Origin of the sequence: Pseudomonas entomophila, assembly GCF_029478665.1 — a bacterium.
Taxonomy (GTDB): Bacteria; Pseudomonadota; Gammaproteobacteria; order Pseudomonadales; family Pseudomonadaceae; genus Aquipseudomonas; species Aquipseudomonas entomophila_F.
Window position 1 is genome coordinate 48,783 of sequence record NZ_JARPQB010000019.1, and the last position, 25,588, is coordinate 74,370.

Genomic DNA, 25,588 nt, shown 5'->3' on the forward strand with positions numbered 1-25,588 from the left:
GCCAAGGGCGCGCTCGCGGGGGAAGGCGACTCAGCCTTCTTCCAGGCGGGCTTCGTTGTCGCGGATGACCTGCGAGGTGTGCGGGTCTTTGTCGACCGCGTCGAGCAGGGAGCTGAGCAGGCCTGGGAAGCGGGCTTCCAGGTCATCCCGGCGGATCGACAGCAGGTTCTCACGGCCATAAGGGCGTTGCCAGATCACGCCGCTGTCGCGCAGCACGCGCCAGTGGTGGGTCATGGTCGACTTGGAGGCACCTTTGAGGATGCGCCCGCAAGGGTGCTCTTCACCATCGGAAAGGACCTTCAGCACGGTCAGGCGCAACGGGTTGCCAAGTGCTGTCAGGACGTTCTCCAGGCGGATCTGTTCGATGCTGGGGTGGTTGGCAGTGTACATGCAATAACCTCAATAGCCTTACAAGGATCACCACGCGCCGGATCGCCTGCGCGGTACCGTCCGTGGTTTCCCCGTATTGATCAGGCGCGATTCCATGTCGCGCTCCTGGAAAGCCGAGTCCGAACCTGGCAATACCCCGTGGGGACAGCATGTTCCCAACTACCTAGGGCCATCAGTCGATGGCTGCCTGCCTCTGGAATCACGACTGTTTGTTAGTACGAACAGTGTAGGACTATACACCATTGTTACAACCGTTCGCGAGCCAATCGTGTTGCATGTGCTACCCGGGAGCATCAAGGTGCAACCCATTTAGCCTTGTAAAACAGGACGTTGTGCATTGAGACGGATTTAGAAAACGGTGTGTTTCAAGGTGTAAAGCGCGGGGTTTTCGTCGGAGATGTTGTAGGGTTCTTGAGACCGGGCGCCGCCTGCGCGGCGTATCGCGGATGAATCCGCTCCTACAGGCCCGTTCGGCCTCACAGGTGCGGCACGTTGCAACCGAGGTAGGAGCGGATTCATCCGCGATGCGCCGCGCGGGCGGCGCTCGATATCGTAGGTGCTGCAACCCTCCAGGCGAACACTTGAAAGCCGGCGCCAGGTGCAACCCCGGCGCCGGCTGAACCAGCATTCAACGAACAGCGCTTGGCTCGGGCTCGTAGCCGCCCCCAAGTGCAGTAACCAGGCTCACCGCCGAGTCGATCTGCTTGCTGCTGAGCAGGGCCAGGCGCATTTCATCTTCGATCAACTGCTCTTCGATGTTCAGCGAATCGAGGAAGTTGTTTTCCCCGACTTCGAAACGTTCGACAGCCAGGTCGAAGGACGACTGCGCCGTGTCGCGTGCGGTGCGTTGCAGGCCGATCTGCCGGTTCACCGCCTGCAACTCGGTCACCGAGGTCGCCACCTGATGCAGTGCCGTGTTCAGGGTGGCGTTGTAGCCGGCGATCGCCAGGTCCAGGTCGGCGTTGCTCTGCTTGAGCTCAGAGCGCAAGCGCCCGGCATCGAACAGCGGCAAGGTCACGGTCGGCGCGATGTTCCAGAAACGGCTGACGCTGTCGTTGAAACTGTCACCGGACATGGCATGGATGCCGCCCCCCGCACGCAGGTTGATGTTGGGGTAGAAACGCGTCTTCACCGACGCCACGGTCTGGGTCTGCGCCTCGACCCGCCAGCGCGCCGCGACGATGTCCGGGCGGCGCCCCAGCAGTTCGGCGGGCAGGTTTTCCGGCAAGGCGGCTTCGTCGCTCTTGAGCGGCTTGGGCCGGGCGATGTCATGGGCGCCATCGACGCCAGTGCCCAGCAACGCCGAGAGCTGCAGACGGGCCACCTGCACATCGCTCCTGGCCCCCAACAGGCTGGCCTCGGCACGTGCCACAAGGCCATCGACCCGCTGTAGCTGGGACTTGTTGTCCAAGCCGTTGTGGAAGCGATCGCCCGTCAGGCTCTGCAGGTTGCTCAGGCGCTTCAAATCACGCTCGCTGAGGTCGACCACATCCCAGGCATAGGTCAGCTGGTTGTAGGCCTTGACCACGTTGGCCGCCAGCAGCAGGCGCGCCGACTGCAACTCGACCTCCGCCGCCCGCGCCTGGCTGACCGAAGCCTCCCAGGCGCTGCGCTTGCCGCCCCACAGGTCCAGGTCGTAGTCGAAGGTCACGCCCAGGCTGCGCACGGTGACATAGCGGTTGCCCTGCCCGGCGTAGTCTTCGCTGCGCGACAGCCGCGAGCGCTTCACATCGCCGAAGGCGTCCACCTGCGGCGCCCGGTCGGCGCCGTAGTATTCCTGGTAGGCGTTGGCCTTGTCGGCCCGCGCCCGCACTTCCTGCAACCCGGGGTTGTTCTGCCAAGCCTTGGCCACCAGCCCGTCCAGCTGGGCGTCGCCGTAGCGCTGCCACCACTGCCCTTGCGGCCAGGGCGCGGCCGGCAAGCGGGCGTCGGCCAGGGTGCTCGAAGGCGCGCCTTCGGGGGTCAGCAGGGTTTGACGGTGGTCGATGCCGGCGTGGTTGACGCAACCGCTCAGGGCCACCAGGGCCGCCAGCGACAGCGGCCATGCACAACGTGTGATTTTCAACATGCGATTATCCCCGTGCCGGCGCGTCGATGGCCTGGCCTTCAATGCTGTCGGCAGGCGTTGCCTTGGGCTGCCTGGCGGTGCTCAGCAGGCTGTAGACCGTCGGCAGGATGAACAGGGTGAACAAGGTGCCGATCAGCATCCCGACCACGATCACCAGGCCCAGGCCGAAGCGGCTGTTGGCCCCGGCACCGGTGGCGAAGATCAGCGGGGCCAGGCCCACGACCATCGCCGCGGTGGTCATCAGGATCGGCCGCAGGCGCACTTCGGCGGCGTGGCGGATCGCTTGCAGCTTGCCCATGCCGTGGTGCATCTGCAGTTCGTTGGCGAACGCCACCATCAGGATGCCGTGCTTGCTGATCAGACCAATCAGCGTGATCAGGCCGATCTGCGTATAGATGTTCAGCGAGGTGTAGCCCAGCGCCAGCGGCAGCAGTGCCCCGCAGATCGAAAGCGGCACGCTGATCAGGATGATGAACGGGTCGATGAAGCTTTCGTACTGCACCGCCAGCACCAGGTAGATGATCACCAGGGCGAAGGCGAACGTCAGCACCAGGGTGTTGCCCTCCTGCACGAATTGGCGGGTGTCCGATTGCCAGTCGTAGGTGTAGCCGGCCGGGAACTGCTTGGCCTGCTCGGAGAGGAAGGCCACGGCATCGCCCAGGGTCACGCCCGGCAGGGGGATGGCCTGGAAGGTCGCGGCGTTCTGCTGGTTGAACTGCGGGCGCAGGTTCGGCTCGACCTTGACCTTGATGGTGGCCAGGGTCGACAGCGGCACCAGGTTGCCGTGCTGGTCCTTGACGTAGTAACGGTTCAGCGCCTCGGGGGTCATGCGATCCTGCGGCACCGACTGCGGAATCACGTCATAGGAGCGGCCGTGGTAGGCGAAGCGGTTGACGTACTTCTCGCCGATCAGGCTGTTGAGGGTCTTGCCGATGTCGCTCATGCGGATGCCCATGGCGTTGGCCTTGGCCCTGTCGACCTGCACCTCGACCACCGGGTTGTTGAAGTCCAGGTCGCTGTCGACCACGGCGAACAGGCCGCTGCTGCGGGCACTGGCCTTGAGCTTGTCCATCACGTCGAACAGCGATTGGTAGTCCTGGTCGCTGCGCACCACCATCTGCACCGGCAGACCGCCCGTGGAGCCCGGCAGTGGCGGCATCTGGAAGACGAAGATGCTGGTGCCTTCGATCTGGCTGACGCGTTGCTGCAGCAGGGGCTGGATCTGGTTGGCGCTGCGCTCGCGCTTGTCCCAGTCGACCAGGTTGATGCCGCCGACACTGTTCGACAGGCCGTCGGTGCCGTTGGCCACCCAGTCGCTGTAGCCTTCCGGGAACTCCTTGAAGACTTCGTGGAGCTTTTCCGAAAACGCCTCGACGTAGTTGATGTTGGCGTGTTGCGGTGCCTTGATCGCGGTGAGCAGGATGTTCTGGTCCTCCAGTGGCGCCAGCTCGCTCTGCGCCGACTTGTACAGCACCGGCAGGCTGAAGAAGATCACCAGGGCGATGGCCAGGCTGATCCAGCGCTGGGACAGCGACATCCCCAGCAACTTGCCATAGCGCTCGGCCAGCCAGTGGAAGAAGGCCTCGGCCTTGCGCGCCATGTAGCCTTCGCTGGACTTGGCGTCGAGCAAGCGGGTGCTCATGATCGGCGACAGGGTCAGGGCGACGATGCCGGACACCACCACCGAGCCGGCCAGGGTCAGCGCGAACTCCTTGAACAGGGTGCCGGTCAGGCCGCCCATCAGGCCAATCGGCGCATACACCGCGGCGAGGGTGAAGGTCATCGCCACCACCGGCCCCGCCACTTCGCGGGCACCGAGCAAGGCGGCTTCGAACGGCGTCTTGCCGTCCTCGATATGGCGGTGGACGTTCTCCACCACGACGATCGCGTCATCCACCACCAGGCCGATCGCCAGCACCATCGCCAGCAGCGTCAGCAGGTTCAGGCTGAAGCCGAACATCTGCATCAGCACCGCGGCACCGAGCATCGACAGCGGGATGGTCACCAGCGGGATCAGCACGGTGCGGAAGGTACCCAGGCACAGGTAGATCACCAGGACCACGATCACCAGCGCCTCGATCAGGGTGTGGGTCACCTCGTCGATGGACGACTGGATGAAGTGCGCCACCTCGAACGGGATCTGCACCTTCACGCCTGGCGGCAGGGTCTTCTCGATTTCCGGGATCAGTGCCTTGACCGCGTTGACGATGGTCAGCGGGTTGCCGGTAGGCGCGGCGTCGAGGCCGAGGAACATCGCCGGGACCGCGCTCATTGCGCCGCTGGTGTCGAACGATGCTGCGTTGAGCTCGACGGTGCCGACATCACGCACCCGGATGATGTTGCCGTTGTCGTTGCGCAGGACCATGTCCTTGAAGTCGTCGACGCTGGTCAGGTCGGTGTTGATGCGCAGGTTGCTGACCACGTACAGGCCCTTGACCTGGCCAGGCGCGGCCTGGAAGTTGTTCTCCTTGATCGCGTCCGCCACGTCCTGGCCGGTGATGCCGTAGCCGGCCAGCAGGTCCGGGTCCAGCCACAGGCGCATGGACATGGTCTGGCCGCCCAGCACGTTGATCTTGGCCACGCCATCGATGCCCGAGAACATCGGCTCGACCACCCGCGAGATGTAGTCGGCCACTTCCGGCATCGACAGTTGCTCGCTGGAGAACGCCACGTAGGCAACGCTGGTGAAGCCGCCGGAGGTGCGCTCGATCACCGGGTCATAGGCTTCGGCGGGCAGCTTGTAGCGGATCTGGTTGACCTTGGCCATCACCTCGGTGAGGGCGTTGATCGAGTTGCTGTTGAGCTGCATGCGCACGGTGACCAGGCTCTTGCCCTGGGTCGAGCTGGACGACAGGTAGTCGATGCCCTCGACCGAGGCCACGGCCTGGCTGATCGGCTGGGTCACGAAGCCCTGCATCAGCTCGGAGGAGGCGCCGGGGTACTGGGTGGTGATGGTGATGGTGGAGGTTTCCAGCATCGGGTACTGGCGTACCGGCAGCTTGGTGAACGCCATGATCCCGAACAGCAGGATCAGCGTGCTGACCACCAGCGCCAGCACGGGCCGGCGCAGGAAAATATCGGTGAAATGCATGATCGTTCCTCAGCGCTGGACGTTGAGCCGCACGGTGTCGGCCACAGGCTCGATGGCGACGCCGTCCTGCAGCTTGATCTGCCCGGAGGTCACCACTTCATCGCCCGCCTGCAGGCCTTTGGCGACCACCGCCAGGCCATCGCGGCGCTCGCCGATGCTGATATTCTGCCGGCGAACCTTCTTCAGGCCGTTTTCTTCATAGGTGACGAACACACTCTCGCCATAGGCGTTGTAGGTGATCGCGGTTTCCGGCACCACCAGCTCATCCTTGCCCGGCAACTGCACCTTGACCTTGGCGTACATGCCCGGGCGCAGCTTGCCCTGGTGCTCCTTGAGCAGCGCCTGGACCTTGATCACGTGGGAGTTGTTCACCTGTGGGTCGATGGCGCTGACCGTGCCTTCGAACTTCATGCCGCTCCACGCATCGACACCCAGCTCGACGGCCTGGCCCTTGACGATGTTGGCGCTGTCGCGCTCGGAGACGGTGAAATTGACCCGCAGGCCATTGAGGTCGGTGAGCGTGGCCAGTGGCCGACCGGCCTGCACGTAGTCGCCCAGGTGAACCTGGCGAATGCCCAGCTCGCCGGAAAACGGTGCGCGGATGGTCTTCTGCGCGATCTGCGCCTGGATGTTCTCGAGGTTGCCCTTGGCCGCGTCGAACTGCGCCCGTGCGCTGTCCAGCGCACGCTGGCTCTCGGCACCGTTGCGCGCCAGGGCCTGCAGTCGCCCGTAGTGGGTCTTGGCGGCTTCGAACTCACCGCGCAGGCGAGTCAGCTCGCCTTCTTCCGGCGAGGTGTTGAGCCTGACCACCACGTTGCCGGCCTTGACCTTGTCGCCGGAGTCGAAGGCCAGGGCCACCACCTGGCCGCTGACTTCGGCCGACAGCAGCACCTGCTGGCGGGCCTCGATCTGGCCGATGGCAACCTGGTAATAGGTGTACGGCACCTGCTTGACCTTGGCCAGGGCCGCGGGTACCAGAACGGGGGCGGGCGCCGGCTCTTCTCCATGAGCCACGTAACGCAGTGACAAGCCCCCCAGTACCGCAAGCGTGACCACTGACGCCGTTACCTTCCCTAGATAGTGTTTCGCCCGCATGACTTACCCCCTGTCGCCTGGATCGGCAACCTTCTGGAAATTCAACATATAGAAAACTCCAACCTGCACGCTGCTGGCCCGGTCGGGCTGACCGGGGTTGCATCGGCTGAATGTCGGTGACTGGCGAAAATCGCCGGATCAATAGATCTTGCTGGTCTGCGCCTTGCCCAGGTACAGCTTGCCCAGGCCGAACAGGTTCAACGGCGACAGGACGAAGTGCTTGGAGCCGACATGGATGTCGCGCAGGCTGCGCTCGAGCGCACAGGTCTTGTAGACCGCCTTGGAGCCGGTCAGCCCATGCAACTGGTTCACGGCATTGAGCGCATGCTCGTTGAGCAGCGAGCCGGCCAGCCCGACGCGCACGTTCATGCCATCGCCATCGGCCAGTTGCGACTGGGTGATGGCGTCTTCCAACAGCAACTGAGCGCTGTGCAGTTGCGCCAGGACGATGCCGGTCTTCTCGCTGGTCAACGCGGCCACGCCCTCGTCGGCCGGCACGGTGCGCTCGTCGCGGAAGTACTCCAGCGCGGCCTTGGCCACACCCAGCACGGTGCCCATCGCGGCGATGGTGCCGAAGTCGTAGTAACCCACCTTGTAGGCCAGCGAGGCGCGTGGCGCCGGGGCTTTCTTCAACGACTCGGGGTCGACGCTGTAGTGCGCCGGCACAAAGACATTGCTGCATTCGAAGTGATTGCTGCCGGTGCCGCGCATGCCCATCACATCCCAAGTCTTGAGGATGCGGCATTCGCTGCGTGGCACGAAAAGCATGCGCACCTGCGGTTGCGAGCCGTCGGCGACTTCCTGCTTGAGCGTGGCGGTGCACACCAGCCAGTCGGCATGTGCCGAACCGCTGGCGAAGCCCCACTTGCCGCTGACACGGTAGCCACCTTCGACGGCGATGGCTTCGCCGCCGGAGTGGATCGCACCGACCACGAAGCCGTTGCACCCGCTGTAGATCTCTTGGGCGGCCTGCTCGGGGAGGTAGTCGGCCAGGCGCCCCATGGCGACCTGCACCATCACCTGCCAGGACACCGAAGCGTCAAGGGCGGCGAGGCGCTGGACGACCTGCGAGATCACCCGCATGTCCAATTGCTGGCCACCGAAGGCCTTGCTCACGCACAGACGGGAAAAGCCCAGCTTGAACAGCTCGGCCATGACTTCGGGGTGGGTTTCGCCGTGTTCTTCGGCGTAGTCGCGGTGCCGCAGGATCAGCGGCCTGACCGCCTCGATACGGGCCATCCATTCTTCTGCCTCGGCAGGCAGGTCACGCCACTGCATCAATGTCTTCATGTTCAGCTCCTTGCTGTGTGGGATGGGTCCTGGGGTCCGTGTCGACATCGAACGAGGCCAATGTACGCATACAGTCGTACTGTTGCAACCCCCTCGTACAATCTTTCTGTAAAGCGTGTTTGCAAACCGCGAAGACGAGTAATCAGGCCTGAGCGCCGGCAAACATCAGGCAATGGCAGCGCTGGGCGGGATATCTGTAAGGCAACCAACAGAAAGGCACGACGCCCCGCGCCGTGCCCAGGGGCGAGCTTCAACGCTCGTCGAAGGGGATACCGCCCTTGGCCTTGTCACCGGGTGGGGCCTCGACGATCTGCACCACCACGTGTTCGCGGGCGATCTCGAAACTGTTGGCCACCGCCTCGGTCACCGAGCGCAGCAGTTTCTTCTTCTGCAGGTCGGAACGGCCGGCGGTTGCGTAGACGATCACTTCTGGCATGTCGCTTCTCCTTTAGCGTGGGGATCCGTGGGTGTCGCCGGCGCCGTGCCGGTGACGGAACGATCATACGCCGTGGAAAAGGAGTTGAACAGTTCGCGTACATGCGTACAATCACGGCATTCGTCACACTTCAGGAGGCAAGGATGCAATTCGGAATCTACAGCGTCGGCGACGTCACCCGCGACCCGACCACAGGCCGTATCCCCAGCGAGGCCGAGCGCCTGTCGGCGATGGTGCGCATCGCCCTCAAGGCCGAAGAGGTCGGCCTGGACGTGTTCGCCACCGGCGAGCACCACAACCCACCCTTCGTGACCTCGTCGCCCACTACCCTGCTGGCGTTCATCGCCGCGCAGACTTCCCGCCTGATCCTCTCCACCTCGACCACGCTGATCACCACCAACGACCCAGTGCGCCTGGCCGAGGAATACGCGGTGCTGCAGCACCTGTCGGGCGGGCGCATGGACCTGATGCTCGGCCGCGGCAACACCGCGCCGGTCTACCCCTGGTTCGGCAAGGACATCATGCAGGGCCTGCCGCTGGCACTGGACAACTACGACCTGCTGCACCGCCTGTGGCGGGAAGAGAACATCAACTGGGAAGGCCGCTTCCGCACCCCGTTGCACCGCTTCACCTCGATTCCCCGGCCACTGGACAACCTGCCGCCCTTCGTCTGGCATGGCTCGATCCGCACCCCGGAAATCGCCGAGCAGGCGGCGCGTCATGGCGATGGCTTCTTCGCCAGCCACATCCTCTGGCCCAAAGGGCACTTCCAGCGCATGGTGGCCTTCTACCGCTCGCGTTTCGCCCACTACGGCCACGGCACCCCGCAACAGGCCATGGTCGGGCTGGGCGGGCACATCTACGTCAACCGCCAGTCCCAGGTCGCCCGCGAGCGCTTCCGCCCGTTCTTCGACAACGCGCCGGTGTATGGCCATGGCCCTTCGCTGGAAGAGTTCATGCGCGAGACGCCACTGTCGGTGGGTAGTCCCCAGGAGATCATCGACAAGACCCTGACCTTCCGCGAGCAGTTCGGCGACTACCAGCGCCAGCTGTTCCTGTTCGACCATGCCGGCATCCCCTTGCCGGAGGTGCTGGACATGCTGGAACTGTTCGGCAGCGAGATCCTGCCGGTGCTGCGCCGGGAGACCGCCAAGGGGCGCAACCCCGGCGCCGCCGAGCCGCCGACCCACGCCGGGCGCCTGGCCCAGCGCGAACAGCGCGCGGAGTAAGCAGGCCCAGGCGACTTACTCGAACAACGCATCCAGCGCTTGTTCAAGGCGGGTCACAGCGATCACCTGCAGGCCCGCCGGTGCTTCCTTCGGCGCATTGCCCTTGGGCACGATGGCGCGCCTGAAGCCATGCTTGGCCGCTTCCTTCAGGCGCTCCTGACCACTGGGGACCGGGCGCACCTCGCCCGACAGGCCGATCTCGCCAAACACCAGCAGGCCATGGGCCAACGGGCGATTGCGCAGGCTCGACATCACCGCCGCCAACAACGCCAGGTCGGAGGCGGTCTCAAGCACCTTGACCCCGCCAACCACATTGAGGAACACATCCTGGTCGTGGGTGGGGATGCCGCCGTGCCGGTGCAGCACCGCCAGCAGCATGGCCAGGCGGTTCTGGTCCAAGCCCAGCGTCACCCGGCGCGGGTTGGCCAGGTGGCTGTCGTCGACCAACGCCTGCACCTCCACCAGCATCGGCCGGGTCCCCTCCCAGGTGGCCATGACCACGCTGCCTGGCACTTCTTCCTGGGTACGGTTGAGGAAGATCGCCGAAGGGTTGGAGACCTCTTTCAGGCCGCGGTCGGTCATGCCGAACACGCCCAGTTCGTTGACCGCGCCAAAGCGGTTCTTGACCGCCCGCAGCAGGCGCAGGCGGCCATCGGACTCGCCCTCGAAATACAGCACGGTGTCGACCATGTGCTCCAGCACCCGTGGGCCGGCCAGCGAGCCTTCCTTGGTGACATGGCCGACCAGGAAGATCGCCGTGCCGCTCTGCTTGGCGTAGCGCACCAGCAGCGCCGTGCTCTCGCGCACCTGGGCCACGCCACCGGGCGCCGACTGCAACTGCTCGGTGAAGATGGTCTGGATCGAGTCGATCACCATCACCCGCGGCTTCTCGACACGGGCAGTCGCGATGATGGTTTCGATGCAGGTTTCGGTCATCACCTTGAGCTGGTCCTGGGGCAGGCCCAGGCGCCGCGAGCGCATGGCCACCTGCTGCTGCGACTCCTCGCCGGTGACGTACAGCGCCGGCATCTGCACGGCGATGTTGCACAAGGTCTGCAGAAGGATGGTCGACTTGCCGATGCCGGGGTCGCCACCGATCAGCACCACGGAGCCGTCCACCAGGCCGCCCCCCAGCACCCGATCAAGCTCGGTGCTGCTGGTGGTGAAGCGCGGGATCTCCTCGACGCTCACCTCGGCCAGGGTCTTGATCTGCGCCTGCTGCCCGGTCCAGCCTGCACGGCCGCTCGGCGCGGCGGCTCCGCCGCTCTCGATCATGGTCTCGACCAGGGTGTTCCAGGCGCCGCAGTCGCCACACTGCCCGGCCCATTTGGGGAAGGTCGCGCCGCACTCGGTGCAGCCATACAAGCGCTTGGCCTTGGCCATGGGCGGGGTCTCCTGGAAAAAACCGCCATGATAGCCGAACACGGACGTGTCCCGGAGGCCGCGAAGGGCGACAAAACTATTCGCTCTAAGCACAGTCATTAGCTGCGAACGTCACGCATGAAGCGTTTTAGTGGCTTACACTGCGTTTACCTCTCCATTCGTAACAAAGGAATACAGCATGGGCATGCTCAGTGAATTCAAGGCCTTCGCGGTCAAGGGAAATGTCGTCGACATGGCGGTGGGTATCATCATCGGTGCGGCCTTCGGCAAGATCGTCTCGTCCTTCGTCGGTGACGTGATCATGCCCCCCATCGGCCTGCTGATCGGCGGCGTGGACTTCAGCGACCTGGCCATCACGCTCAAGGCCGCCGAAGGCGATGTGCCGGCCGTGATGCTGGCGTATGGCAAGTTCATCCAGACCATCCTCGACTTCATCATCGTCGCCTTCGCCATTTTCATGGGCGTGAAGGTGATCAACCGCCTCAAGCGCGAAGAAGCCGTGGCCCCGACCGCACCGCCGGTACCGAGCGCTGAAGAGACCCTGCTGACCGAGATTCGCGACCTGCTCAAGGCGCAGAACCGCCAGCCCTGAGCAAACTCGGCGCCTGAGACGCGCCCTGTAGGAGCCAGCCTTGCTGGCGAACGAGCACGCCACGGTTTCACTGGCCGGTTCGCCAGCAAAGCTGGCTCCTACAGGGGGATACCGCGCTTTACCAGTAGTTCTCCACCGCCACCTGGCCAGGGCGTTTGCTCAGGCTCAATTGCAGGTCGCGGGCCTTCAGCACCTTGCGCGTCTCGTCGATCATGTCCGGGTTGCCGCACAGCATGATCCGTGAATGCTCCGGCGACAGCGCCAGCCCCGCCGCCCTCTCCAGTTCGCCAGTCTCGATCAGCGTGGTGATGCGCGCGTTCAATGCGCCAGGATGCGGCTCACGAGTCACCACCGGAATGAACTGCAGCTTGCCCGCGAACTCGGCCAGATAATCACGTTGCTCCAGGCCGGCGATCTCCTCCAGATAAGCCAGCTCCCTCGCCTCGCGCACCGAGTACACCAGCTTGATGTTGTCGAAACGCTCCCAGGCCTCGAAGTCCTGGAGGATCGACATGAACGGCGCAATGCCGGTACCGGTGGCCAAAAGCCACAGGTCGCGACCGCCGACGAATCGATCGAGTGTCAGGTAACCGAAAGCCTGGCGATCGATCAGCAGCGTGTCGCCCTCACCCAGCCGGCTGAGTTCACTGGTGAACTCGCCACCCGGCACCACGATGGAGAAAAAGTCGAGAAACTCATCGTGGGGCGCGCTGACCATGGAGTAGGCGCGCCAGGCCACACTGCCGTCGGCCTTGGTCACCCCCAGGCGGGCGAACTGCCCAGCGCGGAAGCGAAACCCCGTATCACGGCTGACCCGCAGGCTGAACAGGTTGGGCGTCAGAGGCAGGACATCAAGCAGGGTTTGGCGGGTGAACTTGTCGGCACTGGCGGACATGACGGACTCCATCGAACAATTGCGCCTAGTGTCGCGCAATGCGGGCGGGATAAACACCGTCGGTTTGTAGGGTATCGTCAATGTCCGACAACAAACCACTGAAAGGTCGACGCAGCTATAGCAAAAAAACCAAGCACAAAACGAGGACATTTCCTACACTTCGATCCGTACGGCGTATCAATTGGATCCATGGCATATCAATGGAGCTTCACCGATGCCTTACTGGAAGAGCGAAACCATCCAGCTACTGCTGGAGGAACGTGACCCAAAGAAGTTGCTCGAACGGGCAGCGGAAATGGTTCTAGCATTGAACATGGATTACCTCGGTCTGACGCTGCATCTGCATATCGCTGCCCATAGCCCACAGGTAGTGCTCTACAACAACTACCCACCCGAGTGGAACACGCTTTACCAGCAGGGCAACGTCTTCACGATAGACCCAGTAGTATCAAAGTGCCACAAGACCCTCAAGCCGTTGGTCTGGAACGAAAAACGGTTCAATGAAGTGCCACACATGCTTAAAGCGGCAACCAAGCATGGCATTACCCACGGCTGGACCCAGTCGGTATTCGATCAACAGCATAACGAAAGCCAGCTGAGCGTGTGCCGTCGCAATGGCCCGATCAGCGTGGAAGAAGTCTATGAGAAGGGGTCGCTGGTGATGTGGCTGTGCAGCACATTGCACGAGATACTCAGCGAGTACCACCTGGCGAAGTGCAGCCCGACACCTCATTTTAGCGAGCGTGAACTGGAAGTGCTCAAATGGTCAGCAGGCGGCAAGACCGCCGCAGATGTGGCAACCATTCTGTCGCTGTCCACCAGCACGGTGAACTTCCATATTCGCAGCGTGATCAGCAAGACCAACGCCGCCAACAAGACTGGCGCCATCGCTGTCGCCTTCCAGCGCGGCCTGCTCTGACAGCCCGTCCCCCGTCGATGGACAAAGCCCTGTAGAATCGCCCACCGCAAGCCTGCCGCACAGCGCGCCAGGCAGATTCGCAGCTGAGCCCATGTCATGCCCCTGTTCAACAGCCCCTTCGCCGACCTCGACCTGATCCGCCAGCCGGAACAGGCCAACGACCCGCTGCTGGCTTTCGATGCCGCCGACCAGTACCTGCTGGAACACCTGGCTACCCAGGTACCGGCCGCCAACTGCAAGGTACTGGTGCTCAATGACAGCTTCGGCGCCCTGGCGGCCGGCCTGGCTGGCCAGTTGGAGGTGATCAGCAGCGGTGACTCGCACCTGGCGCGCATGGCGCTGGAGAAGAACCTGGCACGTAACGGCAAGGGCTTTGACAGCGTGCCGTTCGTGCCTGCCAACGAAGCCTGGCAAGGCCCGTTCGACCGGGTGCTGGTGCGCGTGCCCAAGACCCTGGCGCTGCTCGAGGAGCAACTGATCCGCCTGCAGGGCCAGTTGGCCCCGGGTGCCCAGGTGATCGCCGGCGCCATGATCAAGCACCTGCCACGCGCCGCGGGCGACCTGATGGAGAAGTACATCGGCCCGGTCCAGGCTTCGCTGGCGCAGAAAAAGGCCCGCCTGCTCATCGCCACCACCGCCGAGCGCCCATTGGCGCGCTCCCCCTACCCTAGCCGCTACCACCTGGACAGCCCTGCCCTGGAGCTGGTCAATCATGCCAACGTGTTCTGCCGCGAAGGGCTGGATATTGGCACCCGCGCCTTCCTGCCCCACCTGCCGCGCAACCTGGGCCAGGCACGGGTCGCGGACCTGGGCTGCGGCAACGGCGTGCTGGCCATCGCCAGCGCCCTGGCCAACCCCGATGCCCACTACACGCTGGTGGACGAGTCGTACATGGCGGTGCAATCGGCCCGCGACAACTGGCAGGCGGCGCTGGGCGAGCGCGCAGCCGAAATTCACGCGGCCGATGGCTTGGCCGGGCAAGAAAAGCAGTCGCTGGATGTGGTGCTGTGCAACCCGCCGTTCCACCAGCAGCAGGTGGTCGGCGACTTCCTCGCCTGGCGGATGTTCCAGCAAGCCCGTGAGGCGCTGGTGGTAGGGGGGGCGTTGTATATCGTCGGCAACCGGCACCTGGGCTATCACAGCAAACTGGCGCGCTTGTTCCGGGGTGTCGAGCAGGTGGCGGCGACGCCGAAGTTCGTGGTGTTAAAAGCCCGAAAATGAAGAGGGCCGCTTCGCGGCCCATCGCGGGTAAACCCGCTCCTACAGGTACCGCGCCAGACCTGTAGGAGCCAGCCTTGCTGGCGAACACCGGCAAAGCCGGTGCCAAACACTGCCGTGTCTGCTTCGCAGGTCAGTGGGTACTCAACCCCGCCGCGCTCATGAACATGCGCATGCCATAGGCCACCACCCCCAGCGCCGCGACACTCAGCACCCAGATCAGCACCAACCAGCCCAGGCGTTGCCACAGCGGCTTCTTCTCTTCGACGTTCATCACGACGCGCTCCTAGTGATAGCCATCTTCATGGGTCACCTTGCCGCGGAACACGTAGTAGCTCCAGTAGGTGTAACCCAGGATGAACGGCAGGATGAACAACGTGCCCACCAGCATGAAGCCCTGGCTCTGCGGCGGCGCCGCGGCGTCCCAGATGCTGATCGACGGTGGGATGATGTTTGGCCACAGGCTGATGCCCAACCCGCTGTAGCCCAGGAAGATCAGCACCAGGGTCAGCAGGAACGGCGTGTAGTGCGCGTTGCGCGCCACCGCCCGCAGCAAGCCGTAGAAGGCCACCAGCACCAGGATCGGCACCGGCATGAACCAGACCAGGTTGGGCATGCTGAACCAGCGCTCGGCGATCTGCGGGTAGGCGATCGGCGTCCACAGGCTGACGATACCGATCACCGCCAGCAGCACCAACGCCAGGGGCCGGGCCATGTCGTGCATCTTCAGCTGCAGCGGCCCTTCGGTCTTCATGATCAGCCAGGTGCAACCCAGCAAGGTGTAGGCCACGATCAAGCCCAGGCCGCAGAACAGCGTGAACGGCGTCAGCCAGTCCAGGCTGCCGCCGGCGAACTTGCGGTCGACCACCTTGAAGCCTTCGATGAAGGCGCCCAGGGCCACGCCCTGGAAGAAGGTCGCCACCAGCGAACCCCAGATGAACGCCTTGTCCCAGATATGCCGCTTGTTGGCCCGGGCCTTGAAGCGGAACTCGAAGGCCACGCCACGGAAGATCAGGCCCACCAGCATCAGGATCAACGGCAGGTACAGCGCCTCGAGCACCACCGAGTAGGCCAGCGGGAAGGCGCCAAACAGCGCAGCGCCGCCCAGCACCAGCCAGGTCTCGTTGCCGTCCCACACCGGGGCGACGGTGTTCATCATTACATCGCGGTCACGCTCGTCCTTGACGAAGGGGAAGAGCATGCCGATCCCCAGGTCGAAACCATCCATCACCACGTACATCATGACGCCGAAGATGATGATCACGGCCCAGATCAGCGGAAGATCGATACCCATCTCAGTTCCCCTTGCTCAGGCTGGTGGAGTCGGCCTCGTGGCCTTCATCGGCGGCGGACAACGGTCGCGCCGGCGTGCGTTGCTGGCCAGGGCCACCCGGGGTGTGCTCCTCGCCTTCGCCGGTTTTCGGCCCTTTGCGCACCAGGCGCATCATGTAGCCGATGCCGGTGCCGAACAGGGCGAAGTAGACCACCACGAACATCACCAGGGTGAAGCCCAGCTGCGCATAGCTATGGTTGGATACCCCATCGGCGGTGCGCATCAACCCATAGACCACCCATGGCTGGCGGCCAACCTCGGTGGTGAACCAGCCGGCGAGGATGGCGATCAGCCCCGATGGCCCCATCCACAGGGTGAGGTAGAGGAACGGCCGAGAGCTGTACAGCGTGCCGCGCTTGCGCAGCCACAGGCTCCACAGGCCGACCAGGATCATCAGCATGCCCAGCCCGACCATGACCCTGAACGACCAGAACACGATGGTGGAGTTGGGCCGGTCCTCAGGTGGGAATTCCTTCATCGCCGGGACTTGCTTGTCCAGGCTGTGGGTGAGGATCAGGCTGCCCAGCGCCGGGATCTCGACTTTGAAGCGCGTGGTCTCGGCTTTCATGTCGGGGATGCCGAACAGGATCAGCGGGGTCGGCTCGCCGGGTTTGTTCTCCCAGTGGCCTTCGATGGCCGCGATCTTCACCGGCTGGTGCTTGAGGGTGTTGAGGCCATGGAAGTCACCGATCACCGCCTGCACCGGCGCGACGATCAGCGCCATCCACATGGCCATCGACAGCATCTTGCGCACCGCCGGGTTGTCACGCCCGCGCAGCAGGTGCCAGGCCGCCGACGAACCGACGAAGAACGCGGTGGCGACGAAGGCCGCGGTGGCCATGTGCATCAGGCGATAGGGGAACGACGGGTTGAAGATCACGGCGAACCAGTCCACCGGGATCACCTGGCCATTGACGATCTCGTAGCCCTGGGGGGTCTGCATCCAGCTGTTGGAAGCGAGGATCCAGAACGTCGACACCAGCGTGCCAAGCGCCACCATGCAGGTGGCGAAGAAGTGCAGGCCGCGGCCGACACGGTTCCAGCCGAACAGCATGACACCGAGGAAACCGGCCTCGAGGAAGAAGGCGGTCAGCACCTCGTAGGTGAGCAACGGGCCGGTGATGGAACCGGCGAAATCGGAGAACTGGCTCCAGTTCGTACCGAACTGATAGGCCATGACCAGGCCGGAGACCACGCCCATGCCGAAGTTGACGGCGAAGATCTTCGACCAGAAGTGGTAGAGGTCACGGTAGGTGTTGTCGCCGGTCTTCAGCCAAAGACCTTCGAGGACTGCCAGGTAGCTCGCCAGGCCAATGGTGATGGCCGGGAACAGGATGTGAAAGGACACGGTAAAGGCAAACTGGATTCGGGCGAGCTCTAAGGCTTCTAATCCGAACATGGTGCTTCCTCTTCAGATAATCCGGCGGCCGGGCCCATGGCCCCGTCGCCCACTGCCCCCACGGGTGTCGAGTGTGGCCTGTTCTTCTTGTTCTGTTCGATCGCAGGGATTCCGGCCCGAAGGCCAAATCGTTGCTTCTGGAACGATTGATCCAGATCAACGACTGTTTGGAAGCATAGTCCTGAATGACCTATCCGGATGTGTGGTTGATTGCCGCGTGACCCGATGTCTCACCCTCTTTTGCGATGCCTGGGGAGTTGATCCACGCGGCTTTCAGCAACCATTTGTTACAAACAGATGTTACGCTTCTGCCCCCTCCAGCACCGAGGCCGCAGGCTCCCCGATGTCCGATTCCGCCCCACAATTGCTGCGTCATCACCGCCCTTTCATCGCCTTCTGGCTGGCCCGTGTATTCACCGCCAGTGGTTTCCAGATGCTCACCGTGGCCATCGGCTGGCACCTCTACCAACTGACCGGCAATGTGCTCGATCTGGGCCTGGTCGGCCTGGTCGAGTTCGCCCCCCGCGTGCTGTTCATGCTGCACACCGGTCACGTCGCTGACCAATACGACCGGCGCAAGGTCGCCGCCCTGTGCCAGACCCTGCAGGCGCTGATCGCCCTGGTGCTGGCCCTGGGCAGTTTTACCGACAACGTCAGCCGCGAGTTGATCTTCGTGCTGGCCTTCCTGCTGGGGGCCGCCCGTTCGTTCGAGATGCCAGCGACCCAGGCCCTGTTGCCCAACGTGGTGCCGCCCGGGCTGTTCCCCCGCGCGGTGGCGGCCTCGGCCTCGGCATCGCAGGCGGCGACCATCGTCGCTCCAGCGGTGGGTGGACTGCTGTATGCCTTCGGCAGCACCTGGGTGTACGGCCCGACCGTTGCCCTGTATGTCATCGCCTGCCTGCTCACCCTGAACCTGGACGCCCGTCAGCAGCTCCCGCAACGCGGCCGCGCCAGCCTCGACTCGCTGCTGGCCGGGATCCGCTTCATCCGCAGCCGCCCGGACATCCTCGGCGCCATCTCCCTCGATCTGTTCGCCGTGCTGCTGGGTGGCGCCACCGCGCTGCTGCCGGTGTTCGCCAAGGACATCCTGCTCACCGGTGCCTGGGGCCTGGGCCTGCTGCGCTCGGCGCCCGCCGTCGGTGCGTTGCTGATGTCGCTGTGGCTGGCGCGCTTCCCGGTGGAGCGCAAGGTGGGGCTGACCATGTTCACCGCGGTGGGCGTGTTCGGCGTGGCGACCATCGCCTTCGGCCTCTCGACCTCCTTCTGGTTCTCCCTGGCGGTACTGGTGGTGCTGGGCGCGGCGGACATGATCAGCATGGTCATCCGCAGCGCCTTCGTGCAGTTGGAGACGCCGGACGAGATGCGCGGCCGGGTGAGCGCGGTGAACGGGCTGTTCATCGGTGCCTCGAACCAGCTCGGCGAGTTCGAATCGGGCGTTACCGCGCACTGGTTTGGCACAGTGCCGGCGGTGGTGCTCGGTGGCGTGGGCACCCTGGTGGTGACCGGGGTGTGGATGAAACTGTTCCCGACGCTGACCCATCGCGACCGTATGCATGAAGGCCGCCCGTAGGAGCCAGCCTTGCTGGCGAAGCTTTTCCCGCCGACATGTGCAATGCCCTTCGCCGGCAAGGCTGGCTCCTACAGGCCATGTGCGAACCCCGCCTCCCGAATGGCCATAGGCCCCCGCCATCCATGCTGGTATGATGCGCGGCTTTTTTCCGCCCCACACAAAACCACGGCATCCGGTACGGTCTGTGCTTTGCTGTTGGGGTCGATACATTCACGGCGCGAGGGCGCCCTGGGGAGCAGGCATGCTGGAAAGGCTGTTTCAACTAAGAGCACACAACACCAACGTGCGCACCGAGATTCTCGCGGGCGTCACCACCTTCCTGGCCATGGCCTACATCCTGTTCGTCAACCCGAGCATCCTCGGCGAGACCGGCATGGACAAGGGCGCGATCTTCGTCGCCACCTGCCTGGCCGCGGCCATCGGCTCGGTGACCATGGGCATCATCGCCAACTACCCGATCGCCCTGGCGCCGGGCATGGGCCTGAACGCCTTCTTCACCTACACCGTGGTCCTGCACATGGGCCACACCTGGCAGGTGGCCCTGGGCGCGGTGTTCCTCTCCGCGGTGCTGTTCTTCCTGCTGTCGATCTTCCGCATCCGCGAGTGGATCGTGAACAGCATCCCGCTGCCGCTGCGCTCGGCCATCGCCGCCGGTATCGGCCTGTTCCTGGCGCTGATCGCCCTGCATAACGCCGGCATCGTCGTCGATAACCCGGCAACCCTGGTGGGCCTGGGCGACCTCAAGCAACCGGCGCCGATCCTCGCCACCCTGGGCTTCTTCCTGATCGTCGCCCTCGAGGCGCTGAAGGTGCGTGGCGCGGTGCTGATCGGCATCCTGGCCGTGACCATCGCCTCGATCGCCCTGGGCGTCACCCCGTTCAATGGCGTGGTGTCGATGCCACCGTCGCTGGCCCCGACCTTCCTGCAACTGGACATCGCCGGCGCCCTCGACGTGGGCCTGATCAGCGTGATCTTCGCCTTCCTGTTCGTCGACCTGTTCGACAACTCCGGCACCCTGATCGGCGTGGCCAAGCGCGCCGGCCTGATGGGCAAGGACGGCCACATGCCGAAAATGGGCCGCGCCCTGATCGCCGACAGCACCGCCGCCATGGCCGGCTCGCTGCTGGGCACCTCGACCACCACCAGCTACATCGAATCGGCCGCAGGCGTGAGCGCCGGTGGCCGCACCGGCCTGACCGCCATCGTGGTCGCGATCCTGTTCCTGCTGGCACTGTTCTTCGCCCCGCTGGCGGGTAGCGTGCCGGCCTTCGCCACCGCCCCGGCGCTGCTGTTCGTCGCCGTGCTGATGGCCTCGGGCCTGGCCGAGATCAACTGGGACGACGTCACCGAAGCCGCGCCGGTGGTGGTGACCGCCCTGGCCATGCCGCTGACCTACTCGATCGCCAACGGCATCGCCTTCGGTTTCATCGCCTGGACCGCCATCAAGCTGATCTCCGGTCGTCACCGCGACCTGAACCCGGCGCTGGTGATCCTGTCGATCCTGTTCGTCATCAAGCTGGGCTGGTTCAACGCATGAGTGCTGTCTTCGATCCCTCGCAATACGACGCGCAGCTGGCGGCCAAGGCCGCCCGCCTGCGCGAGCTGCTGGCACCGTTCGGCGCGCCGGAGCCGGCAGTGTTCGACTCGCCGCGCGAACACTACCGCCTGCGCGCCGAGTTTCGCCTGTGGCGCGAGGGTGGCCAGCGCCACTATGCGATGTTCGCCCCGGGCGAAAAGCACAAGGCAATCCTGATCGACGACTTCCCCATTGCCAGCCAGCGCATCAACGAGCTGATGCCGCGCCTGAAAGCCGCCTGGCAGGGCAACGAGGACCTGAACAACCGCCTGTTCCAGGTGGAGTTCCTCACCACCCTGGCCGGTGACGCGATGATCACCCTGTGCTACCACCGGCCGCTGGACGACGCCTGGGAAGCTGCCGCGCAGCAACTGGCCAGCGACCTGAACGTCAGCGTGATCGGCCGCTCGAAAGGCAAGCGCGTGGTGATCGGCCGTGACTACGCGGTGGAGAATCTCGACATCGCCGGCCGCACCTTCAGCTATCGCCAGCCCGAAGGCGCCTTCACCCAGCCCAACGGCGCGGTGAACCAGAAGATGCTCGGCTGGGCCTTCGAGGCCATGGGCGAGCGTAGCGACGACCTGCTCGAGCTGTACTGCGGCAACGGCAACTTCACCCTGCCACTGGCCACCCGTGCGCGCCAGGTGCTGGCCACCGAGATCAGCAAGACCTCGGTCAACGCCGCCCTGCACAACCTCGACGAGAACGGCATCGACAACGTGCGCCTGGTGCGCCTGTCGGCCGAAGAGCTGACCCAGGCGCTGAACGAGGTTCGCCCGTTCCGCCGCCTGGAAGGCATCGACCTGAAAAGCTACGACTTCGGCACCGTGTTCGTCGACCCACCGCGCGCCGGCATGGACCCGGACACCTGCGAACTGACCCGCCGCTTCGAGCGCATCCTGTACATTTCCTGCAACCCGGAGACCCTGGCGCAGAACATCGCCCAGCTGCAGGATACCCACCGCATCGAACGCTGCGCCCTGTTCGACCAGTTCCCCTACACCCACCACATGGAAAGCGGGGTGCTGCTGGTTCGGCGCTGACCCGCGACCGGGCGGGGCCGCAACGGCCCCGCCGCTCGCTGCAAGGAGTGATGTGCCGATGGACCAGTTGAGCGCCATGCAGACCTTCCGCCGGGTCGTCGACCTCGGCAGTTTCAGCGCCGCCGCCACGCAGGCGGGGCTATCCCACACCGTGCTGTCGCGCCAGGTCAAGAACCTAGAACGCCACCTCGGCACGCAACTGCTCAACCGCACCACCCGACGCCTGCAACTGACCGAAGCCGGCGCGCTGTTCTATCGCCATTGCGTGCAGATCCTCGAACAGATGCAGGCGATGAGCCTGGAGCTGTCCGAACACCAGCAACAACCCACCGGCACCTTGCGCCTAAGCGTGGCCACCGCGTTCGGCGAGCTGGAGATGGGCCGCTGGCTGCCGGACTTTGTCGAGCGCCACGAACGCTTGCAGATCGAACTCAACTGCACCGACCGCTTCGTCGACTTGCTCGAGGAGGACGTCGATGTCTGCCTGCGGGTGACCGATCACCTCCCCGACTCCAGCCTGATCGCGCGCCGCCTGGCGACCAGCGAGGTGGTGCTGGTGGCGGCGCCCGCCTACCTCGAACGGCATGGGCTGCCCGGCACGCCCGAGGCCCTGGCCCGTCACCCGCTGCTGGGCTACAACCGCTTGCAGCATCCACAGCGCCTGCACCTCAGCCGCGCCACTGAGCAGCAGGAGATACTCATGCCGCAACGCCTGAGCGCCAACTCGCCGATGGCCTTGCGCGCGGCTGCCATCGGCGGGCTGGGTATCGCCAGTTTCGACCGTTTCATCGTGCATGACGCACTGGGCGATGGCCGGCTAGCCCGCGTGCTCGTCGATTGGCAATTACCATCGCGCAACCTCTACGCCGTCTATCCGCAAAGCCGCTACCTGGCACCGAAGGTACGGGCTTTCCTCGATTATGTGCAAAGCCACTATGCGACGCCGCGCTGGGAAAACTGATCTGTGCACTTAATGCACAAATCATGGCTGGCAGGCGCTATTTTTGTGCGAGAAAAGTTTATTTAACCTTCGCCCACTCAGATTGATTGGCGAAGGAGCCATTTCCATGAAAGCACTGCACATCTTCATTGCCAGCATCACCCTGGGCACCCTTGCCCTCACTGCCCATGCTCACGCCGAGTCACTGATCTCGGTGCCCGACAGCGCCACGCTGAAATGGCAGGACGTCGCCGGCACCCAAGGCAAGGTCAGCCATGCCAATGTTGAAGGCGACATTTTCGGCCAGGGCCCCTACTCGGCCTACGTGAAATTCAAGAAGGGCACCGACAACGGGCTGCACCAGCATACCGAATCCCTGCCAACCCTCGTGCTCAAGGGCACCTTCTACGCCGTAATCGACGGTAAGCGCACCGAGTTCCCAACTGGCGCCTACTACAAGCTGCCATCCAAGCTGGTACACGAGAGCGGCTGCACCGTCGCCGACGATTGCCTGCTGTTCCAGTACCAGGCCGACAAGTTCGACCTGGTGCCGGTCAAGTCATAAAAATCAAACCGCGACAAGACAGGGCGCGACCACCCTGTCATTTCTACCAGGAGACTGCCGCCCGTTCGGTCGTTAATCTTCTACTCGCAAGCCAGCGCGCTGCCCAGCAATTGGCGGCGCGCCGTGCATTGCAAGATACAGGCTTTCTTGGCCCAGGATGGTGATATCCCAAGACCTACCCCTTCGGCGTTGGGCCAACACAGCAGTCAAGTACCTGCTAATACCCACAACTCAAGGAGTCAGGCCATGCATTCATCTACCGTTCTCCTGGCATTCGCCATCTTCACGTCCTTGACAGCATGCACGCACTCCCCGGAGGCAGGCGCAAGTCCCCCGACGACCAACTTGAATACTCTGACGGCATCAACTGATACCTGTAACCTGTCTGCCCTGCCACTGATCAGGCAAACAGCAGGCCTGTCAGATATCGGCTGGCGCCCTGTCCCTGCTTCCAATGGCAGGGTCACGTATAAAAATCTCAACGGCGACCTGGGCGCCAAGATCACAGGAAATGCCAGCACCCCGTGGAGGCCAAGGGGCACGGGATGCTACGTCGCCCTCGTGCGCTTCAAGGCAGGTACCGATAACGGACTGCATATCCATAGCGATGCGCTGCCGACGTTTGTGCACCAGGGCACCTTCTACACAGTGATCGATGGCAGAAGAGACGAGTACGGGCCGGGCGATTACTACCTGCTGCCGGCCAGGCGCGTACATGAAAGCGGCTGCAAGGGCCCTACCCGTGAACAGCCCACGCCCGTTGACTGCGTGCTGTTCCAATTTCAAAGTGACGCGTTTGACATGCTGGCGCCGCCCCCAACGTCATCGTCCAAGCCGTGAACACCTGTGGCACCAAGCGCTGCCATGGCGCAGTAGCTTGGTGTCGCGAGGCGCCCAGGCCTGCGGTCGCCTTCAGAAGTCGAAGAACACCGTCTCCCCTTCCCCCTGAATACGGATATCGAACCGATACGCCGTCTTCCCCTCTACCTCGCATCGCCGGGCGATCAACGTCTCCCGCCGCTGTGGCTGCTCGATCAGGTTGAGCACCGGGCATATGGCGTTCGCCTCGCCCTCATCGTCGAAGTACAACCGTGTGTGCAGGTGGATGTTGATCCCCCGGGCGAACAGGCAGATGTTGACGTGAGGCGCCATGGGCACGCCCGCGGCGTTGCTCACCACGCCCGGCTTGACCGTGTGCAGGGTCCACTCTCCTGCATCAAACGTGGTGGCGGTACGACCGAAGCTGTTGAAAGCGCTCTCGTGGCTGTACGCGTCCTGGTAGAGGCCATCGGCATCGGCCTGCCACACCTCCAGGAACGAATCACGCACCAGATGGCCGTTACCGTCGTAAACCTGGCCAATCAGCACGATGTGCTCGCCTGGTGCATCAGGCTTGGCCAGGCGGTTCCAGACTTCCTGGTCGCGGGTGGGATTGCCGGCAGCCTCCAGGGCCAGACCGATGTGCACGTAGGGGCCGGCGGTCTGCGAGGGCGTTTCCGGCAGCAATTCGATAGGCATGGCGGAACTCCTCAACGGTTTTCGAAGTGGGTCTGGCGCTGACCGCGCAAGACGATGTCGAAGCGGTAGGCCAGGCAATCCATCGGGTTGGCGTTGCTCATGTCGAGCTTGGCGATCAGCCGCTCGACCGCGGCGGGGTTGGCGATCGACTTGACGATCGGGCACAGCGGAATCAACGGATCACCCTCGAAGTACAACTGAGTGATCAGCTTGGTGGCGATCGACGGCCCGCTGATCGAGAAGTGGATATGCGCGGGGCGCCAGTCGTTGGGGCCGTTGCGCCACGGGTATGGGCCGGGCTTGATAGTGCGGAAGCTGTAGTAGCCGTCGCGGTCGGTCAGGCAACGGCCAACGCCGCCGAAGTTAGGGTCCAGCGGGGCCAGGTAGCGATCGTTCTTGTGCCGATAGCGGCCACCGGCGTTGGCCTGCCACATTTCCACCAGGGTATGGGGGACGGGCTTGCCGTACTGGTCGACCACCCGCCCGGCCACGATGATGCGCTCGCCCACCGGCAGGCCACCGTGATTGAAGTTCAGCAGCAGGTCGTGGTCATGCTCGCCGAAGCGCAGGTGGGAAAAGTCCGGGCCGGTGGTTTCACTGATCGACTGCGGGATGCTGACCAGCGCCTGGCGCGGGGAACGCGCCACCGAGGTCTTGTAGTCGGGGGTGAAGGCCTTGGGGTGCCAGTTGCGATCACGGATCACGAAGCGGCTGGTGTCCTGGGCGGGCATGCCGATGTCCTCTCTTGGAATTGTCGAGCGCCTGGGCGTGACAGGCGGACTTGCAGTTTCCGATAGGCTCGTGGTGATGAATATTGAATTTGATGGTCACAGGCATAACCATTTGGTTATGCCTGATCATGCAAAGCACCAGCCTGTGCGGCGCTGGGCTAATCTTTGACTTCATGTTTCACAAACCGGAGAGCAGTACATGGAATGGCGAAAAGGTCGACGCAGCGACAACGTGGTCGATGCCCGCGGCGAAGGGGGCGGCGGCGGCGGGATGCGCTTCGGGGGCGGCAAGGGCCTGGGGCTGGGC

23 protein-coding genes and 1 pseudogene are annotated in these 25,588 nt (G+C 64.0%); 11 read left to right on the top strand and 13 right to left on the bottom strand.

The annotated features are described in order from the left end of the window. Positions 1-30: 30 nt before the first annotated feature. From P5705_RS11945 to P5705_RS11970, 6 genes are all read right to left on the bottom strand, one after another. Entirely contained in the window at positions 31-390 is a 360-nt protein-coding gene (locus P5705_RS11945; protein WP_213658394.1) for an ArsR/SmtB family transcription factor, read from the bottom strand. Between the two features lie 628 nt (positions 391-1,018). Continuing rightward, the gene (locus P5705_RS11950) at positions 1,019-2,458 is read right to left on the bottom strand and encodes an efflux transporter outer membrane subunit (protein WP_277461068.1); all 1,440 of its coding nucleotides are present in this window, start codon (positions 2,456-2,458) and stop codon (positions 1,019-1,021) included. A gap of 4 nt (positions 2,459-2,462) precedes the next feature. Beyond that, the gene (locus tag P5705_RS11955) at positions 2,463-5,549 is read right to left on the bottom strand and encodes a MexW/MexI family multidrug efflux RND transporter permease subunit (RefSeq protein WP_277461069.1); all 3,087 of its coding nucleotides are present in this window, start codon (positions 5,547-5,549) and stop codon (positions 2,463-2,465) included. 9 nt (positions 5,550-5,558) lie between these two features. After that, the gene (locus tag P5705_RS11960; protein WP_277461070.1) at positions 5,559-6,644 is read right to left on the bottom strand and encodes an efflux RND transporter periplasmic adaptor subunit; all 1,086 of its coding nucleotides are present in this window, start codon (positions 6,642-6,644) and stop codon (positions 5,559-5,561) included. A gap of 138 nt (positions 6,645-6,782) precedes the next feature. Continuing rightward, on the bottom strand, positions 6,783-7,934 hold the full coding sequence (locus tag P5705_RS11965) for an acyl-CoA dehydrogenase family protein (protein ID WP_277461071.1): 1,152 nt from the start codon (positions 7,932-7,934) through the stop codon (positions 6,783-6,785). A 250-nt stretch (positions 7,935-8,184) separates the two neighbouring features. Further along, the gene (locus tag P5705_RS11970) at positions 8,185-8,370 is read right to left on the bottom strand and encodes a tautomerase family protein (RefSeq protein ID WP_011535780.1); all 186 of its coding nucleotides are present in this window, start codon (positions 8,368-8,370) and stop codon (positions 8,185-8,187) included. Positions 8,371-8,513: 143 nt separating this feature from the next. On the opposite strand from P5705_RS11970, the gene P5705_RS11975 reads away from it, so the two are divergent. After that, complete coding sequence (locus tag P5705_RS11975; protein ID WP_213658399.1) at positions 8,514-9,599, top strand: LLM class flavin-dependent oxidoreductase; 1,086 nt, start codon at positions 8,514-8,516, stop codon at positions 9,597-9,599. Positions 9,600-9,614: 15 nt separating this feature from the next. Here P5705_RS11975 and radA read toward each other — a convergent pair whose 3' ends face one another. After that, positions 9,615-10,982 (bottom strand): DNA repair protein RadA, encoded by a 1,368-nt coding sequence (radA, locus tag P5705_RS11980; protein ID WP_277461072.1) that lies wholly within the window; start codon positions 10,980-10,982, stop codon positions 9,615-9,617. A 178-nt stretch (positions 10,983-11,160) separates the two neighbouring features. On the opposite strand from radA, the gene mscL reads away from it, so the two are divergent. After that, complete coding sequence (gene mscL, locus P5705_RS11985; protein ID WP_277461073.1) at positions 11,161-11,574, top strand: large-conductance mechanosensitive channel protein MscL; 414 nt, start codon at positions 11,161-11,163, stop codon at positions 11,572-11,574. A gap of 118 nt (positions 11,575-11,692) precedes the next feature. On the opposite strand, the gene P5705_RS11990 is transcribed toward mscL, so the two are convergent. Then, entirely contained in the window at positions 11,693-12,469 is a 777-nt protein-coding gene (locus tag P5705_RS11990) for a ferredoxin--NADP reductase (protein WP_277461074.1), read from the bottom strand. 214 nt (positions 12,470-12,683) lie between these two features. On the opposite strand from P5705_RS11990, the gene P5705_RS11995 reads away from it, so the two are divergent. Together P5705_RS11995 and P5705_RS12000 are read left to right on the top strand one after the other, a co-directional pair. Next, the gene (locus P5705_RS11995; protein ID WP_277461075.1) at positions 12,684-13,388 is read left to right on the top strand and encodes an autoinducer binding domain-containing protein; all 705 of its coding nucleotides are present in this window, start codon (positions 12,684-12,686) and stop codon (positions 13,386-13,388) included. Positions 13,389-13,484: 96 nt separating this feature from the next. Next, entirely contained in the window at positions 13,485-14,609 is a 1,125-nt protein-coding gene (locus tag P5705_RS12000) for a methyltransferase (protein WP_277461076.1), read from the top strand. 130 nt (positions 14,610-14,739) lie between these two features. Here the strand turns inward: P5705_RS12000 and P5705_RS12005 are convergent, their stop codons facing one another. From P5705_RS12005 to P5705_RS12015, 3 genes are read right to left on the bottom strand one after another with little or no spacing between them, the layout of a single operon-like run. Beyond that, complete coding sequence (locus P5705_RS12005) at positions 14,740-14,880, bottom strand: DUF2474 domain-containing protein (RefSeq protein WP_277461089.1); 141 nt, start codon at positions 14,878-14,880, stop codon at positions 14,740-14,742. Between the two features lie 12 nt (positions 14,881-14,892). Next, positions 14,893-15,900 carry a cytochrome d ubiquinol oxidase subunit II gene (cydB, locus tag P5705_RS12010; RefSeq protein WP_277461078.1) on the bottom strand — a complete coding sequence of 336 codons (1,008 nt, stop codon included), beginning with the start codon at positions 15,898-15,900 and terminating at the stop codon, positions 14,893-14,895. A 1-nt stretch (position 15,901) separates the two neighbouring features. Continuing rightward, positions 15,902-17,338 carry a cytochrome ubiquinol oxidase subunit I gene (locus tag P5705_RS12015; RefSeq protein ID WP_277461079.1) on the bottom strand — a complete coding sequence of 479 codons (1,437 nt, stop codon included), beginning with the start codon at positions 17,336-17,338 and terminating at the stop codon, positions 15,902-15,904. Between the two features lie 343 nt (positions 17,339-17,681). On the opposite strand from P5705_RS12015, the gene P5705_RS12020 reads away from it, so the two are divergent. The 6 genes from P5705_RS12020 (at position 17,682) to P5705_RS12045 (ending at position 23,872) form a co-directional block, all read left to right on the top strand. Further along, positions 17,682-18,908, top strand: a complete 1,227-nt coding sequence (locus tag P5705_RS12020) for an MFS transporter (RefSeq protein ID WP_277461080.1) — start codon at positions 17,682-17,684, stop codon at positions 18,906-18,908. A gap of 241 nt (positions 18,909-19,149) precedes the next feature. Further along, positions 19,150-20,445 carry an NCS2 family permease gene (locus tag P5705_RS12025; RefSeq protein ID WP_277461081.1) on the top strand — a complete coding sequence of 432 codons (1,296 nt, stop codon included), beginning with the start codon at positions 19,150-19,152 and terminating at the stop codon, positions 20,443-20,445. Further along, complete coding sequence (trmA, locus tag P5705_RS12030; RefSeq protein WP_277461082.1) at positions 20,442-21,527, top strand: tRNA (uridine(54)-C5)-methyltransferase TrmA; 1,086 nt, start codon at positions 20,442-20,444, stop codon at positions 21,525-21,527. Before P5705_RS12025 ends, trmA begins: the two co-directional genes overlap by 4 nt. A gap of 58 nt (positions 21,528-21,585) precedes the next feature. Continuing rightward, complete coding sequence (locus P5705_RS12035) at positions 21,586-22,488, top strand: LysR family transcriptional regulator (protein WP_277461083.1); 903 nt, start codon at positions 21,586-21,588, stop codon at positions 22,486-22,488. A 106-nt stretch (positions 22,489-22,594) separates the two neighbouring features. Beyond that, positions 22,595-23,032: a cupin domain-containing protein gene (locus tag P5705_RS12040; protein ID WP_277461085.1), complete on the top strand. Its 438-nt coding sequence runs from the start codon at positions 22,595-22,597 to the stop codon at positions 23,030-23,032. 246 nt (positions 23,033-23,278) lie between these two features. Further along, positions 23,279-23,872, top strand: a complete 594-nt coding sequence (locus tag P5705_RS12045) for a cupin domain-containing protein (RefSeq protein ID WP_277461086.1) — start codon at positions 23,279-23,281, stop codon at positions 23,870-23,872. Positions 23,873-23,944: 72 nt separating this feature from the next. On the opposite strand, the gene pcaG is transcribed toward P5705_RS12045, so the two are convergent. Together pcaG and pcaH are read right to left on the bottom strand one after the other, a co-directional pair. Further along, the gene (pcaG, locus tag P5705_RS12050) at positions 23,945-24,550 is read right to left on the bottom strand and encodes a protocatechuate 3,4-dioxygenase subunit alpha (RefSeq protein WP_277461087.1); all 606 of its coding nucleotides are present in this window, start codon (positions 24,548-24,550) and stop codon (positions 23,945-23,947) included. Positions 24,551-24,561: 11 nt separating this feature from the next. Continuing rightward, complete coding sequence (gene pcaH / locus P5705_RS12055) at positions 24,562-25,281, bottom strand: protocatechuate 3,4-dioxygenase subunit beta (RefSeq protein ID WP_277461088.1); 720 nt, start codon at positions 25,279-25,281, stop codon at positions 24,562-24,564. Between the two features lie 199 nt (positions 25,282-25,480). Between pcaH and P5705_RS12060 the strand changes: the two are divergent. Then, positions 25,481-25,588 (top strand): annotated as a pseudogene (locus P5705_RS12060) (KPN_02809 family neutral zinc metallopeptidase); the annotation flags it as partial.

Coding starts and splice junctions, on each gene's coding strand:
- radA (WP_277461072.1), bottom strand. CDS start 10,982: ATGGCCAAGGCCAAGCGCTTGTATGGCTGCACCGAGTGCGGCGCGACC.
- P5705_RS11970 (WP_011535780.1), bottom strand. CDS start 8,370: ATGCCAGAAGTGATCGTCTACGCAACCGCCGGCCGTTCCGACCTGCAG.
- P5705_RS11995 (WP_277461075.1), top strand. CDS start 12,684: ATGCCTTACTGGAAGAGCGAAACCATCCAGCTACTGCTGGAGGAACGT.
- pcaH (WP_277461088.1), bottom strand. CDS start 25,281: ATGCCCGCCCAGGACACCAGCCGCTTCGTGATCCGTGATCGCAACTGG.
- P5705_RS12045 (WP_277461086.1), top strand. CDS start 23,279: ATGCATTCATCTACCGTTCTCCTGGCATTCGCCATCTTCACGTCCTTG.
- trmA (WP_277461082.1), top strand. CDS start 20,442: ATGAGTGCTGTCTTCGATCCCTCGCAATACGACGCGCAGCTGGCGGCC.
- mscL (WP_277461073.1), top strand. CDS start 11,161: ATGGGCATGCTCAGTGAATTCAAGGCCTTCGCGGTCAAGGGAAATGTC.
- P5705_RS11965 (WP_277461071.1), bottom strand. CDS start 7,934: ATGAAGACATTGATGCAGTGGCGTGACCTGCCTGCCGAGGCAGAAGAA.
- P5705_RS12035 (WP_277461083.1), top strand. CDS start 21,586: ATGGACCAGTTGAGCGCCATGCAGACCTTCCGCCGGGTCGTCGACCTC.
- P5705_RS12040 (WP_277461085.1), top strand. CDS start 22,595: ATGAAAGCACTGCACATCTTCATTGCCAGCATCACCCTGGGCACCCTT.
- P5705_RS11950 (WP_277461068.1), bottom strand. CDS start 2,458: ATGTTGAAAATCACACGTTGTGCATGGCCGCTGTCGCTGGCGGCCCTG.
- P5705_RS12000 (WP_277461076.1), top strand. CDS start 13,485: ATGCCCCTGTTCAACAGCCCCTTCGCCGACCTCGACCTGATCCGCCAG.
- P5705_RS12015 (WP_277461079.1), bottom strand. CDS start 17,338: ATGTTCGGATTAGAAGCCTTAGAGCTCGCCCGAATCCAGTTTGCCTTT.
- P5705_RS12020 (WP_277461080.1), top strand. CDS start 17,682: ATGTCCGATTCCGCCCCACAATTGCTGCGTCATCACCGCCCTTTCATC.
- P5705_RS11975 (WP_213658399.1), top strand. CDS start 8,514: ATGCAATTCGGAATCTACAGCGTCGGCGACGTCACCCGCGACCCGACC.
- P5705_RS12005 (WP_277461089.1), bottom strand. CDS start 14,880: ATGAACGTCGAAGAGAAGAAGCCGCTGTGGCAACGCCTGGGCTGGTTG.
- pcaG (WP_277461087.1), bottom strand. CDS start 24,550: ATGCCTATCGAATTGCTGCCGGAAACGCCCTCGCAGACCGCCGGCCCC.
- P5705_RS11945 (WP_213658394.1), bottom strand. CDS start 390: ATGTACACTGCCAACCACCCCAGCATCGAACAGATCCGCCTGGAGAAC.
- P5705_RS11990 (WP_277461074.1), bottom strand. CDS start 12,469: ATGTCCGCCAGTGCCGACAAGTTCACCCGCCAAACCCTGCTTGATGTC.
- P5705_RS12025 (WP_277461081.1), top strand. CDS start 19,150: ATGCTGGAAAGGCTGTTTCAACTAAGAGCACACAACACCAACGTGCGC.
- cydB (WP_277461078.1), bottom strand. CDS start 15,900: ATGGGTATCGATCTTCCGCTGATCTGGGCCGTGATCATCATCTTCGGC.
- P5705_RS11955 (WP_277461069.1), bottom strand. CDS start 5,549: ATGCATTTCACCGATATTTTCCTGCGCCGGCCCGTGCTGGCGCTGGTG.
- P5705_RS11960 (WP_277461070.1), bottom strand. CDS start 6,644: ATGCGGGCGAAACACTATCTAGGGAAGGTAACGGCGTCAGTGGTCACG.